The sequence below is a fragment of the Microbacterium kunmingense genome, assembly GCF_023155745.1.
Classification (GTDB): Bacteria; Actinomycetota; Actinomycetes; order Actinomycetales; family Microbacteriaceae; genus Microbacterium; species Microbacterium kunmingense.
Genome location: NZ_JAKNUS010000005.1, coordinates 287571 through 300586, shown reverse-complemented (window position 1 = coordinate 300586; position 13016 = coordinate 287571). Strand labels below are relative to the sequence as shown.

Here is a 13016-nt window from a genome sequence, read left to right as displayed (position 1 = left end):
GTAAGTCCCCCCGCGACGATCTTCAACACCACGACCCGATGCTTCGACGACATGCCCGAGTCTGTCGCCTATGACCCGACTCACGTGTCGCCGATCACCTGTCGCCTATGTCGTGAACCCACACACCTCACTCGCCACCCACAGAGCCCGGCTTCGGCCGGGCTCTCGGCGTCTGCGCGTCTCGGCCGCCTGACACGTCCGCCGTCGCGTGCCAGGATGGGCATGCGTCGACGAGAGGACCGAGATGACACAGCCCCAGCCGCACGAGACGTCCGCGCCCGCCGCTCCGCAGGACGCGGACGAGCCGGGTCGGTCGCCGCTCATCCGCGCGGCCATCTGGGTCGCGATCGGTGCGCTCATCGCCGCGGCGATCGTGTGCGTCGTCTGGGTGCTGATCGGCCCGGAGAACGGCATCGTCGCCCGCGCGTTCCTCACCGTGCTGCTGCTGGCCGGTTTCGCAGGCGCCGCGATCCTCGATGCGAACCTCGCACCGAACCGTCCGGTGTGGTTGGCGCTGGCCAGCATGGGCGTGTGGATCGTGACCCTTCTCATCGGGGCGGTGATGATCTGGATGCCGGAGCGCTTCCCCTACTCCGGATTCGGCCGTTTCGTGTCCTTCCTCCTCATCGTGCTGATCCTGCAGCTGGCGCTGCTGCACATCCGTCTCTTCCTCAAGGCGTACGCGCGGAACCGCACGACCTTCACCCGCGTCATCGCGATCGTGACGATCGTGCTCGTGATCGCGCTGGCCATCATGCTGGTGATCCCGCTGATGCTGTCGGAGTACGCCGATCTGGGCGACCTGTACTGGCGCTTCGTCGTGTCGATCACGATCCTCGCCGCGGTGGGCACCGCGCTCCTCCCGCTCATCAACGTGCTCTTCGCACCGCGCCGGCCGCGGCCGGTGGCGCCCTCCTACGCCGGACACCCCGGGTACCCCTCGTATCCCGGGTATTCCGCCGGCGACGGCTCGCCGACCGGCGTCATCCCCGCGTGGGCCCCGCACGCTCCCCAGGGTCAGACCTGGCCGGAGGCGGCGCAGCCGGCGTGGCAGCCGCAGCCGTCGCCTGCGCCGACCCCGGCGGCCTGGCAGCCGCAGAGCGCATCCCCGCCCTTCCCCCCGGCGCCCGCCACCGCCGCGCCGAGTCCGACGGCGCCGACCCACGACGCGCCGGTAGCACCCGCTCCGGCTCCCTCCGTCGCTGACGACGCGACCGCAGCCGACGACGCTCCTGTCGCCGATGCGCCGACGCCGTCCGCGTCCCCGGCTCCCGCTACGGCGGCCGCTCCCGCTCCGGCCGAGGAGGAACTGCTCCCGTGGCCGATGTACGCCGACGGTCGGACGCCCCTGCCGATGCTTCCCGACGGCAGCCCCGACTGGCAGGCCTACCAGACCGGTCGTCCTTCGCCCGGTGCGCAGTCGTTCGTGCCGATCGCACCCGACTCCGCGGCCCCGCCGGCATTCCCCCCGCCGACGCCGGCGCCGGGCGCGCAGGGCTACGAGGGATTCCCGCCCCCGCCGCCGCTTCCGCCGCGCAACTAGCCGAGGAGCTCTCGCGCGGCCATCGCCGCGTTGTGTCCGCCGATCCCGCTGACGGCACCGCCCCGCCGGGCGCCCGAGCCGCACAGCAGGATCCGCTCGTGACCGGTGTCCACCCCCCATCGCGCCGCGGGGCCCGACAGATCGGCGTCGTCATCCGCCCAGGGCCAATCGAGTCCGCCGTGGAAGATGTCGCCGCCGACCATCCGCAACGACTCCTCCAGATCGGCGGTGGTCCGCACCTCGATGCAGGGTGAGCCGTCGGGGGCCGTGTACACGCAGTCCTCGACCGGTTCGCCCAGGACCGAGTTCAGCGACGCCGACGCCGCAGCCAGCACGTCGGCCCGGGCGGCGTCGGGGTCGCGCCCGGTGACGAGCCGGTGGGGCACCTGGAGGCCGAAGAGCGTCAGGGTCTGGGCGCCCTCGGCGCGCAGCTGCTCGCCGAGGATCGACGGGTCGGTGAGGGAATGGCAGTAGATCTCCGCCGGCAGGGGATGGGGAAGCGCCCCCGCCGAGGCGGCGGCGTGCGCTCGGTCGAGCTGGGACAGGGTTTCGTTGATGTGGAAGGTCCCCGAGAAGGCCGCGACGGCCGACACCTCGGGGTCGCGGAGGCGGGGGAGTCGGCGCAGCAGCATGTTGATCTTGACCTGCGCGCCCTCGGGCGTGGGCCGCGCCGCTTCGGTCGCCGCGCCGCCGGCGCGCAGCAGGTCGGCGAGCACGGCGGGCCCGGCGCCCATCAGCACCAGCCGGCCCCGGAGCGTCTCGCTCCGCCCGCCGATCCCCGTCACCCTCACCTCGCCGTCGGGATCGAGCGCGGTGACCTCGGCGGACGTGCGGATCTCCGCACCCGCCGCACGCGCAGCGCGAGCCAGCTCTCCGCTCACCCGCCCCATTCCGCCGACGGGCACATCCCAGTCCCCGGTCCCGCCGCCGATGACGTGGTAGAGGAAGCAGCGGTTCTGCGCGAGGCTCTCGTCGTCGGCGGTGGCGAACGTGCCGATGAGCCCGTCGGTCAAGGCGATCCCGCGGGCGAGATCGGTCTCGAGCGAATGACGCAGCATCTCGCCCAGGGGTCGGTCGACGACATCCGTCCACAGCCCGTCGTCACCGAGGAACGAGCGCATCTCGGCGCGGCGGCGGAGGGGCTCGGTCATCGTCGGGAAGACGCGGCGGGCGAGGGGGAGGAGTCGCTCGCCGAAAGCGGCGTACCGGTCGGCTTCCGCCGCGTCGCCGGTCGCGCGGGCGAAGCTGCGCGCCGTGGCCGCCGCGTCGCCTCGGTCGACGAGGATGCCGCGGGAGGGATCGGCGGGGGAGGGCGTGTACAAGGAGTGGCGCCGGCGTCGCAGCTCGATGCGCAGCCCCAGATCGTCGATGATCGCGCGGGGGAGAAGGCTCACGAGGTACGAGTACCGCGACAGACGCGCGGCCACGCCCTCCCACGGTTCCTCCGAGACGGCGGCCCCGCCGACGTGGCCGAGGCGTTCGAGGACGACGACGCGGTGACCTGCGCCGGCGAGATAGGCGGCGGCGACGAGGGCGTTGTGACCGCCGCCGACGATCACGACATCGTGGGTCGCGGCATCCCGGGGGAGAGACATGACTACACCGTAGAGGCGCACGCCCCGCGGCGCACCGATCTCACGTAGGGAGCCTCGCGGTAGCGTGAGAGCCATGACGCTCGCCGCGCAACTGCACGATCTGGCCGTCGACGTCGCGAGGGAGGCGGGGGAGCTCGCCCGCCGTCGCCGCACCGAGGGTGTCGCGATTGCGGCGACGAAATCCGCGCTCGCCGACATCGTCACCGAGGCCGACCGGGAGGTGGAGCAGCTGATCCGCGATCGACTTCGCCGCGAGCGACCCGGGGACGGATTCCTCGGAGAGGAGTCGGGCGCCGAGCCGATCTCCCACGGCGGCGACTCCGACGTCACCTGGGTGATCGACCCGATCGACGGCACGGTGAACTACGCCTACGGCATCCCGTCCTATGCCGTGAGCGTGGCGGCTGTCGCGGGCGGCAGCGACCCCGAGCACTGGGACGCCCTCGCCGGGGCCGTCTTCAACCCCGCGAGCGGTGAGCTCTTCCACGCCACCCGCGACGACGGCGCGTGGCTGCACGATGACCGGCTCACCGTCACCGCTGAGCCGGCGGCGGCCGGCGCGCTCCTGGCCACCGGCTTCGGGTACGACCCGAGCACCCACGCCTCCGACCTGGCACGCGTGGGGCGCGCCATGACGATCGCCCGTGACATCCGACGCATCGGCGCGGCGTCCCTGGATCTCGCCTTCGTGGCCGCCGGGCGGCTCGACGGCTATTTCGAGCGAGGCCTCCAGCCGTGGGATTTCGCGGCGGGGGCGTTGCTCGTCACCGAGGCGGGCGGCAGGTTCGCGCGGGTGGAGATGCCGGATGCCGCGGCTCGGCCCCTCACCGTGGCCGCCGGGCCGGGGGTCTTCGAGCGTCTGCTGAGCCTTACCACAGATTGAGTCGCCGCGCGGGCGCTTGCGCCCCGGTGTCGTACATGGCATTCCCAGACGTCGCCGGGTAGTGTTTATCCGTTCGTTACTTTTCGGTGTCCGAACCGGAAGTATCCCCCAACGACCGCCTGCCGGGCACCCCCATGCGCGGCAACGACTCGGAAGCACGCCCCCGTTTTGCCCCACGACTCATCCTCGGCTCTTCGCCCGCGCACCCGCCGGTCGAGTCGAATCCCCACCGCGGACGTTCTGACCCCGGCGGAGACCACGACCGCTGCGCCCCCCGTCGACCCGCCCGCCGCGCCGGCGGCGCTGACGCGCCGCGCGCTGCGCGCCCGGGCCGCGGCGCAGCCGTTCCTGGTCAACCCCGTGTTCGCGACGACGGCACCGCCCGACGCGGCGACCGCCTCGTCGACCGGCGACCCCGCTGACATCGCGCACTCGCCCGCCTCGTCGGTCACCGCCACCGCCACCGCGTTCACCTCCGGCCGGGCGAGCGTGACCGAGGTGCCGGAGGCCTCCGCCGAGGAGTCGTCGACGGATGCCGAGGCGGCCGACCCGGAGCATCCCGAGTCCCCGGCGACCTCCACCGCGGGAACCGGAGCGATCCTTCTCGACGCTGCCGCCACGACCGGACCGTTCCGGCTCCTCGAGCCCCCGATGGGCCACTCGGTCGCCGACGAGGCGTTGCCCATCGCGGATGACGCACCCCACCGGGCCCCCGGAACGGATGACGAGTTCGAGGCCGCCGCGCGGCTGTTCTGCTTCACGGGTGAAACCCCGGTGCAGGAGGCCGCCGAGCAGAGCCGGACCGCCGACGACCCTGCGCCCGCGACCCCCGACATCGCCGCGCACGTCGCCGCATCCCGTGGTCGTCGTCCGGGGCGGGGGGCGGCATTCCGCCGCGCTGCCACGGCATCGTTCTCGGTGACCGTCATGGGCATCGTCGGTCTCCTCGCCGTCGCGACCACCACTCCCGCCGAGGCGGTGGCCGCCGCCACCGGTGCGGAACCGGCAGCGCTGTCGACGATGGCGCCGGCATCGACGGACCTCTCCGTCGACCCGGACGAGATCCAGGCGTACGTCGCCCCCGCGGGTACGGAGAACGTGCAGATCGCCCGTGGTGAGAGCTACGAGACGGTCACGATGGCAGACCTCGCCGCCGCGTCGGGCATCACGAACTTCTCCAACTTCTACGTCAACGACCCCACCGCTGCCGTTCAGTGGCCCTTCGCGGTCGGCGTGCCGATCAGCTACGGCTTCGGCATGCGATCGGGGAAGATGCACGAGGGGCTGGACTTCATCCCCGGTGCCGGAGCGCCGATCCAGGCGATCGCGGACGGCACGGTGCGTGTGGCCAGTGAGTCGGGCGGCGCCTACGGCGTGCACGTCATCATCGACCACGTCATCGACGGGCAGTTGATCTCGAGCCATTACGCGCACATGGAGTACGACTCGATGCAGGTCGTCCCGGGTCAGCAGGTGACCGTCGGCACGATCCTCGGCCGAACCGGGAACACGGGTCGCTCGTTCGGCGCTCACACCCACTTCGAGCTGCTCATGAACGGCACCACGCCGATCGACCCGCTGCCGTGGCTGCGGCAGCACGCGGGAGGGTGACCGTCGATTCAGCGAGGAGCCTTGGCTCTGGTATTCTCGTTGAGTTGCCCGCGCAGGGCAGCACGCCCCGATAGCTCAGTGGCAGAGCACTTCCATGGTAAGGAAGGGGTCGTCAGTTCAATCCTGACTCGGGGCTCGCAGCATCCGGCATCTGGCTGCCGGTGTATCGCGGCAGGGTAGCTCAGTTGGTGAGAGCGCACGACTCATAATCGTGAGGTCGCGGGTTCGAGCCCCGCTCCTGCTACACACAGAAACCCCCGGAGATCCGGGGGTTTTCGCCTTTGCGGCGCGGCCTCCCGCTGCCCAGGCGGTGATCAGGACAGGGCGGTAGCGTGGGCGACGGATCCCGACCGGATCCCCGGACGACGGATCAGTACCCGGAGAGCGACAAGACTGGCCATGGAGGCGAGTGTCATGTCGTGGATCATCCTCTTCCTCTCCGGCGTCCTCGAGGCGGTCTGGGCCACGGCGCTCGGAAAGAGCGAGGGGTTCACCAAGCTCTGGCCGAGCATCGTGTTCGGCGTCGCCCTCGTGGCGAGCATGGGCGGGCTCGCCTGGGCGATGCGCGAGATCCCCACCGGCACCGCCTACGCCGTCTGGGTCGGGATCGGTGCGTCGCTGACGGTGATCTACGCGATGATCACCGGCGACGAGAACTTCTCCTGGATCCGGATGCTGCTGATCATCGGCCTCGTCGGATGCATCGTCGGGCTGAAGCTCGTCAGCGACGCCGAGTAGACCGGGCGAGGAGGAGGCGGTTCACTCGTCCCCCGCGACCGCTGTCGCGGCCGCGTGCGGCGTGACCGCCAGCTCCGAGATGCGGCGGCGATCCAGGGCCGTCACGCGCAGCGTCGCACCGTCGACCTCCACCGTGTCGCCGACGACGGCCAGACGTCCGAGTCGTTCCAGCACGAAGCCGGCGATGGTGTCGGAGGACCCCCGGGGAAGGGTGAGGCCGGTGGCCTCCTCGAAGTCCTGCAGATTCAGGCGTCCGTCCACGGTTCCGCCGGTCTCGGAGAGGTCGCCCGTCGCGGCATCGGTGTCGTACTCGTCGAAGATCTCGCCCACGACCTCTTCGACGAGGTCCTCGAGCGTAACGATCCCGTCGGTGCCGCCGTACTCGTCGACCACGACGGCGATCTGATCGCCCGCCGCGCGCATGCCGGTGAGCGTCGGAAGCACGCGGGCGGTGGACGGGAGGTACGGGATGGCGCGGACGAGCGGCCCGATGGGCTGACGCGGGTCGTCCGCCGCCGCCTCGAACAGGTCGCGGACGTGGACGAATCCCGTGATGTCGTCGATCGACTGATCCACCACTGGGTAGCGCGAGTACGGCAGCTCGCGCACGCGCGCGGCGGCCTCTCCCACCTCCTCGGCGTGGTCGAGGGCGACCACCTCGGGTCGAGGACGCATGACCTCGCTGATCTGACGACCCCGCAGTGACAGCACGTCGTCGAGGATGCGGCGCTCGTCCTCGGGAAGCCCCTGGTGGCTCGAGACGATGTCGCGCAGCTCCTCCTCCGTGAGCTCCTCGCCCGTCTTGTGGGGGTCGCCGCCGAGGAGGCGGACGACCGCGTTCGTCGAGACCGACAGCAGCCAGATCACCGGTCGCATGAGCACGGCGAATCCGTTCAGCACCGGCGCGACGCCGTAGGCGAACTGCGCGTTGCGCTGGATCGCGAGGCGCTTGGGCACGAGCTCTCCGAGCACCAGCGAGAGATAGGCGATCATCAGCGTCAGCAGCACGGTCGCGATCGTGAGCGACAAGCCCTCATCGAGACCGAGGGAGACGAAGAGCGGTGCGACGCTCGGGGCGATCGACGAGGCGCCGTAGGCGGCCGAGGCGAATCCGGCGACCGTCACGCCGATCTGCACCGCAGAGAGGAAGGTGTTGGGGTTGCGAGCGAGGTCTGCGACCTTCTGGCCGCGCTTGCCGCGCGCGGCGAGGGCATTGACCTGGCTGTCGCGGAGGGTCACGAGCGCCATCTCGGTGGCCGCGAAGACCCCGCCGATGAGGACGAAGACCACCACGAGGGCGATGTTGAGGAAGAGGTCGCCGTTCATCGGTTCACCTCCCCTCGCGGGGATGCGCCCGGGGTCACCCGGGCGCCGGGACTATGACAGTCGGATCCGTCCGCAGTTTTCGGCATGCCGGCCACGTTATCGGTCCTCGCTTCGAAACCGCCGTGTGCCGGTGCCCCACGGCGGCTCCTCAGCGCACGAGCGGCCCCGCGACATCCATCCTGTCGTTCTCGATCAGCCACCTCACCGACTCGAGGATCGCATTGTCGGGTTCGTAGCGGGGGCGGTAGCCGAGCACGTCGCGGGCCTTGTCGATGCTGAGGTAGTGGTTGCGGTGCAGGTGCCCCCAGCTCGCGTTCGCGAATCGCGCGGTCGTCTCGGCGCGGAACTGCTCCCAGGTGATGCCTTCCAGAGAGAGGGGCTTTCCGAACCAGGATGCCGCGGCCGCCGCGTATCCGCGCACGGTCAACGCCGACGGGGCGACGGCGTGGAAGTCCTCGCCCGCGGCCGCGTCGCGGTGCGCGAGGGCGAGCTCGAACACCTGCGCGACGTCGTCGGCGTGGACATGGTGCATCAGCGCGCCGTCGCTCCCCGGAACCCGGAGCGTGCGGCCCGCCGACAGGTCGGACCACACGCGGGGATCGCCGTTGCCGAGCGGCCCCACCGGCGTCCAGCCCGGACCGACGATGTGGCCGGGATCCACGGTCGTGGTGACAAGGCCCCCGGCGGCGGTCTCGGCGGCGAGCATCTCGGCGATCTCGGCCTTGAGGATGCCGTACTCGTCGAAGGGCGGCGTGCCCTGGCCCTCACGGATCGGGACGCGGTCGCTCGGACCGTACCGCCAGAGGGTCCCGCAGTGGACGAGGTGGCCCACCCGTCCGCGCAGCGCCTCGACGAGGGAGCGGGCGGAATCGGGGGTGAAGGCGAGGAGGTCGACCACGGCGTCGGGGGTGTGGGCGAGGACGATGTCGCCGAAGGTGCCGTCTCGATCGGCGGCCTCGCGGTCGGCGACGACCTGTCGCACCGCGGACCATTCCGGGGCGGGAACGTACGGCGGCGTGGCGCCGCGGCTCAGCGAGACGACCTCGTGGCCGGCGCGGACGAGCCGCGGGATGAGGAAGGTGCCGATGTGACCGGTTCCGCCGATGACGACGACGCGCACGGTGTCCGCCTCTCCGTGCGGGCGGGCGCCGACGCACCCTCCGAGCCTAGGGTGCCGATGTCGGACCCGGTCGGTAGCGTGCGCCCTATGGATTCGCCTCTCGACGCCCTCCGCGCCGCGCGCGATCATGCGCGGCGGCGCCTCGCCGAGGTCGAGGTGCAGCTGGCGCAGTTGCGCGACGCGCGCGGCGCCGAATCGGCCGACGACGAGCACGACCCGGAAGGGGGCACCCTGTCGGCGGAGTGGTCGCGCATCGAGGGCGTTCGCGTCGGCGTGCTGGCCGAGATGGCGGGGATCGACGCCGCGTTCGATCGTGTGGCGGCCGGCACGTTCGGCATCTGCGAGACGTGCGGGGAGGTCATCCCCCAGGGGCGGCTGGAGGTGCGCCCCACGGCCACCCGATGCGTTCGGTGCGCCGAGCGGCGGCAGTAGGCTGAGGGCGGCGGACGCCCGGTCCCTCGCACGGCCGGGACATGACGAAACGAGCGAGCATGAGCACGAACCCTCCCGGGTGGTACGACTACGGCCCAGGCACCCGACGGTGGTGGGACGGTGCGAAGTGGACCGAGCACGTGCAGTCGACCGAGGACGGGACCGACGCGCCCCCGGCGGGTCCTGCGGAGGCCGGCGATTCCTCGGGTTACGCCGGCGTCGGTGCTCCGCCCTCCGCGCCCGGTTTCGCCGGTGCGCCCGGGTACGCACCTGCCGGCGGGGCTTTCACCGCGGCCACCGAGCCGAAGAAGTCCAAGCTCTGGATCCTCTGGGTGGTGCTGGGTGTGGTGCTCCTCGGCATCGTCATCGCCGCCGCGGTGCTCATCCCGATCCTCATCGGCGTCTTCTCCTCGGGGGGTGGCGTGGACGAGGCCGACCAGCAGGCGGCGGTCAGCGCCGTCGAGCTCTACGACGAGGCGTGGCGCGAGGGGGACTGCGACAAGTACTTCGAGGCGACATCCGAGGCGTTCCGGACCGGGAACAAGATCGCCGACTGCCCGACCTTCGAGGAGCAGGCCGCCGGCTTCGCATCCTCCGTGGAGAACTACCAGATCGATGTCCTCGGGGTGAGTGCTGAGGAACGGACCATCTACGTCGACACGACCGAGACCTACGACACCCTCTTCCTCGACGGCGAGCCGCTGGATACTCCGCAGCCGATCGAGGAGTCGTGGCAGTACACCGTGATCGAGGTGGACGGCGCCTGGGTGGTCGACAACGCCTTGTTCGTCGAATGACGGAGGCTCCCACCGCGCGCGGCGCGCGCTTCGTCGTCACGTGCCTCGGGGTCGGCTTCATCGCGGGCCTGATGTCGGGATTGTTCGGCGTCGGCGGCGGCACCGTCGTCGTCCCGCTCCTCGTGCTGGTGCTCGGTTACGGGCAGCGCCTGGCTGCCGGGACCTCGCTCGCCGCGATCGTGCCGACGGCCACGGTCGGGGTCGTCGCGTACGCGATCAACGACTCCGTCGCGTGGATCCCCGCGCTGATCCTCGCGGCGGGCGCCGTCGTGGGCGCGCAGATCGGCACCTGGCTCCTCCCTCGAACACCGGTGACGGTACTGCGCTGGGGCTTCGTGGGGTTCCTGGTCATCGTGATCGTCTCGCTGTTCCTCGTCATCCCCTCGCGCGACGCCGGGCTTCCGCTCACCGTCGTCACGGTGCTCGGCCTCATCGCGCTCGGTGTCGTCACCGGCATCCTCGCGGGTCTTCTCGGCGTCGGGGGCGGAGTGATCGTCGTGCCGGTGCTGCTCCTGCTCTTCGGTACGAGCGACCTTCTCGCCAAGGGGACCTCGCTGCTGATGATGATCCCGACGGCGATCTCGGGCACCGTGGGCAACCTGGTCCGCAAGAACGTCGACCTGCCCGCGGCGGCCATCATCGGCGTCGCGGCGTGCGTGACCGCCCCGGTCGGGACGTGGCTCGCCACCCTCGTCGACCCGCAGCTGGGCAACATCCTGTTCGCGGCGTTCCTCGTCGTCATCGCGGTGCAGATGGCCGTGCGCGCCATTCGGGGGCGTCGGGCTGCTCGGTAGGATGAAGCGGTGCCAGTGAACCCCGATCTCGTCGGCCGCGCCTTCCCCCCGACACCCCCGTATCTCGTGGGGCGGGAGAAGGTCCGCGAATTCGCTCGGGCGGTCTTCTCCGACGACCCCCAGCACCTCGATCCCGAGGCGGCGCGGGCCCTCGGATACGGTGACGTCGTCGCACCCCCGACCTTCCCGATCGTGCTGCAGGACGTCACCCTGCAGCAGCTGCTCGCCGAGCCCGACAGCGGCATCGAGCTCTCGCGGGTGCTGCATGCCGAGCAGCGCTTCCGCTACTCGCGCCCGATCGTCGCCGGTGACGAGCTGACCGCACAGCTCACCGTGACGGGCATCCGCACCCTCGGGGGCAATGCCATGGTGACCAGTGAGGCCGAGATGGTCGACGCCGCCGGCGCGCACGTCGTCACCGCGACATCCGTCCTTCTCGTGGGGGAGGGCGACGCGTGAGCCCCGACGTCGGCGCCGTCACGGTGGGCGACATCGTGGCCGAACGCACGGTCCACCTCACCCGCGAATCCCTGGTGCGCTACGCCGGCGCGTCGGGGGACTTCAACCCCATCCATTACCGAGACGACGTCGCCGCCGAGGTCGGGCTCCCCGGCGTGCTCGCCCACGGGATGCTGACCATGGGTCTCGCCGTCGGGACGATCACGCCCTGGCTCGGCGACGCCGGTCGCATCCTGGACTACGGCGTGCGTTTCACCCGCCCGGTCGTCGTGGACCCCGCCGACGGCGCCGACCTGCACATCGTCGCCCGGATCGGTCAGGTCGCCGACGACGCGGTGCGTGTCGACCTCACCGTGACCGCCGCGGACACCACCGTGCTGGGGAAGGCCCAGGTGCGCGTGCGTCCTGCGGATCAGCCCGCTGACTCCACGGGCGACGGAGCTCGATGACCGAGGTTCCCCCCGTCGCGCTGTCGAGCCTCACGACCCTTCGCGCCGGCGGGGTTCCCGAGCGCATGGTCGAGGCGCGCACCGCGGACGAGCTGGTGTCTGCGCTCCGCGAGGTGTGGGCGGCGGATGACCCGTGGTTCGTGCTGGGAGGCGGGTCGAACCTGCTCGTGGGCGACGAGCCCTTCCCCGGAACGGTCGTGCGCGTCCTCACCGAGGGCATCGAGCCGCTGCCCGCTGCGCGTGAGGGATTCGTGCGGCTGCGGGTGCAGGCCGGACACGACTGGGACGCGTTCGTGGCCTACACCGTCGAGAACGGCCTCGCGGGCGTGGAGGCGATGTCGGGCATTCCCGGCACGGTGGGCGCCGCGCCCGTGCAGAACATCGGCGCGTACGGACAGGAGATCGTGCAGACCCTCGTCGAGGTCGAACTCGTCGACGAGGCCACGGGCGACGTGTCGACCGTGCCGGCGGCGGAGCTGGGCCTCGGTTTCCGCACCTCGGTGCTCAAGCACCACTACGGCTCCGAGCCCGAGCGAAGGGCGGTCATCCTCTCGGTCACCGTCGAGCTCGCCGTGATCGGAGATGCCCCCCGACGAATTCACGGCGAACAGCTGCGGAACGCGCTCGCGCTGCAGAGCGGAGACGCGGTCACCCTGGCGTTCGTGCGCGAGCAGGTGCGGCAGATCCGCGCGCGGAAAGGGATGGTGCTCGATGCGGCCGACCCCGACACGTGGAGCGCCGGATCCTTCTTTCAGAACGCCGTCGTCTCGGCATCCTTCGCCCGCACTCTCCCGCCGGAGTGCCCCCGCTGGCCGGTCGCGCCCGATTTCGATCCGGTGGTCGTCGTGCCGTTGGCGAACTTCGACGGCAGCGTGCCGCCCCTGTCGACCGCCGAGCCCGATGTGAAGGTCAGCGCCGGCTGGCTCATCGAGCAGTCGGGCATCCGCAAGGGGTTCAAGCTGCCGCGCTCGCGGGCGGCCGTGTCGACCAAGCACGCCCTCGCCCTGACCAACCGCGGAGGGGCGACCGCGGAAGAGATCGCGGAGCTCGCGCGGTTCATCCAGGGGCGCGTGCACGCCGAGTTCGGCCTGCTGCTGCAGCCCGAGCCCGTGCTCATCGGAGTACACCTGTAGGTTCGCGTCCCGCCCGCGCTTCGTCGTCGCGCGTCGGGTCGTCGTGCGCCGGGTCGTCGCGCGCCGGGTTTCGTGCGCCGGGTTGTCGCGTGCCGGGTCGTCGCGTGCCGTCGCTCGCTCGTTCGCTCCTGGCCCG

The 13016-nt window shown here is 71.4% G+C and carries 13 protein-coding genes, 2 tRNA genes and 1 riboswitch; of the genes, 12 read left to right on the top strand and 3 right to left on the bottom strand.

Annotated features, from left to right (window positions below; all coding sequences use genetic code 11):
* Positions 1 to 244 precede the first annotated feature (244 nt).
* Complete coding sequence (locus tag MA875_RS09875; protein ID WP_248242112.1) at positions 245 to 1543, top strand: hypothetical protein; 1299 nt, start codon at positions 245 to 247, stop codon at positions 1541 to 1543.
* Here MA875_RS09875 and MA875_RS09870 read toward each other — a convergent pair.
* The gene (locus MA875_RS09870) at positions 1540 to 3138 is read right to left on the bottom strand and encodes a phytoene desaturase family protein (protein ID WP_248242111.1); all 1599 of its coding nucleotides are present in this window, start codon (positions 3136 to 3138) and stop codon (positions 1540 to 1542) included. The two genes, MA875_RS09875 and MA875_RS09870, sit on opposite strands and share 4 nt — an antisense overlap.
* A gap of 73 nt (positions 3139 to 3211) precedes the next feature.
* On the opposite strand from MA875_RS09870, the gene MA875_RS09865 reads away from it, so the two are divergent.
* The 5 genes from MA875_RS09865 to MA875_RS09845 all read left to right on the top strand — a co-directional run bounded on the left by MA875_RS09865 (position 3212) and on the right by MA875_RS09845 (position 6370).
* Entirely contained in the window at positions 3212 to 4021 is an 810-nt protein-coding gene (locus tag MA875_RS09865; RefSeq protein WP_248242110.1) for an inositol monophosphatase family protein, read from the top strand.
* Between the two features lie 168 nt (positions 4022 to 4189).
* Positions 4190 to 5632 carry a peptidoglycan DD-metalloendopeptidase family protein gene (locus tag MA875_RS09860; protein WP_248242109.1) on the top strand — a complete coding sequence of 481 codons (1443 nt, stop codon included), beginning with the start codon at positions 4190 to 4192 and terminating at the stop codon, positions 5630 to 5632.
* 64 nt (positions 5633 to 5696) lie between these two features.
* Positions 5697 to 5768 (top strand) — tRNA-Thr (locus MA875_RS09855).
* Positions 5769 to 5802: 34 nt separating this feature from the next.
* Positions 5803 to 5876: transfer RNA gene (locus MA875_RS09850), tRNA-Met, on the top strand.
* A gap of 93 nt (positions 5877 to 5969) precedes the next feature.
* A riboswitch (guanidine-III (ykkC-III) riboswitch) is annotated at positions 5970 to 6034 on the top strand.
* A gap of 12 nt (positions 6035 to 6046) precedes the next feature.
* A complete protein-coding gene (locus MA875_RS09845; RefSeq protein ID WP_248242133.1) occupies positions 6047 to 6370 on the top strand; it encodes a DMT family transporter in 324 nt (107 codons plus the stop codon).
* Between the two features lie 21 nt (positions 6371 to 6391).
* Here MA875_RS09845 and MA875_RS09840 read toward each other — a convergent pair whose 3' ends face one another.
* Both MA875_RS09840 and MA875_RS09835 read right to left on the bottom strand, forming a co-directional pair.
* Positions 6392 to 7696, bottom strand: coding sequence for a hemolysin family protein (locus MA875_RS09840; protein WP_248242108.1), 1305 nt, complete (start codon positions 7694 to 7696; stop codon positions 6392 to 6394).
* A gap of 148 nt (positions 7697 to 7844) precedes the next feature.
* On the bottom strand, positions 7845 to 8816 hold the full coding sequence (locus MA875_RS09835; protein WP_248242107.1) for an NAD-dependent epimerase/dehydratase family protein: 972 nt from the start codon (positions 8814 to 8816) through the stop codon (positions 7845 to 7847).
* 87 nt (positions 8817 to 8903) lie between these two features.
* Here MA875_RS09835 and MA875_RS09830 point away from each other — a divergent pair, with 87 nt between their 5' ends.
* Genes MA875_RS09830 through MA875_RS09805 form a run of 6 tightly spaced genes read left to right on the top strand, consistent with a single transcriptional unit; the run spans position 8904 to position 12880 of the window.
* Entirely contained in the window at positions 8904 to 9248 is a 345-nt protein-coding gene (locus MA875_RS09830) for a TraR/DksA family transcriptional regulator (RefSeq protein WP_248242106.1), read from the top strand.
* 59 nt (positions 9249 to 9307) lie between these two features.
* Entirely contained in the window at positions 9308 to 10045 is a 738-nt protein-coding gene (locus tag MA875_RS09825; protein ID WP_248242105.1) for a DUF2510 domain-containing protein, read from the top strand.
* Positions 10042 to 10839 carry a sulfite exporter TauE/SafE family protein gene (locus MA875_RS09820; RefSeq protein ID WP_248242104.1) on the top strand — a complete coding sequence of 266 codons (798 nt, stop codon included), beginning with the start codon at positions 10042 to 10044 and terminating at the stop codon, positions 10837 to 10839. Before MA875_RS09825 ends, MA875_RS09820 begins: the two co-directional genes overlap by 4 nt.
* A 9-nt stretch (positions 10840 to 10848) precedes the next feature.
* The gene (locus MA875_RS09815; RefSeq protein ID WP_248242103.1) at positions 10849 to 11298 is read left to right on the top strand and encodes an FAS1-like dehydratase domain-containing protein; all 450 of its coding nucleotides are present in this window, start codon (positions 10849 to 10851) and stop codon (positions 11296 to 11298) included.
* The gene (locus tag MA875_RS09810; protein WP_248242102.1) at positions 11295 to 11747 is read left to right on the top strand and encodes a MaoC/PaaZ C-terminal domain-containing protein; all 453 of its coding nucleotides are present in this window, start codon (positions 11295 to 11297) and stop codon (positions 11745 to 11747) included. The genes MA875_RS09815 and MA875_RS09810 overlap by 4 nt, the downstream gene beginning before the upstream one ends.
* Positions 11744 to 12880 carry a UDP-N-acetylmuramate dehydrogenase gene (locus MA875_RS09805; RefSeq protein ID WP_248242101.1) on the top strand — a complete coding sequence of 379 codons (1137 nt, stop codon included), beginning with the start codon at positions 11744 to 11746 and terminating at the stop codon, positions 12878 to 12880. The genes MA875_RS09810 and MA875_RS09805 overlap by 4 nt, the downstream gene beginning before the upstream one ends.
* The last annotated feature ends 136 nt before the right edge of the window (positions 12881 to 13016 follow it).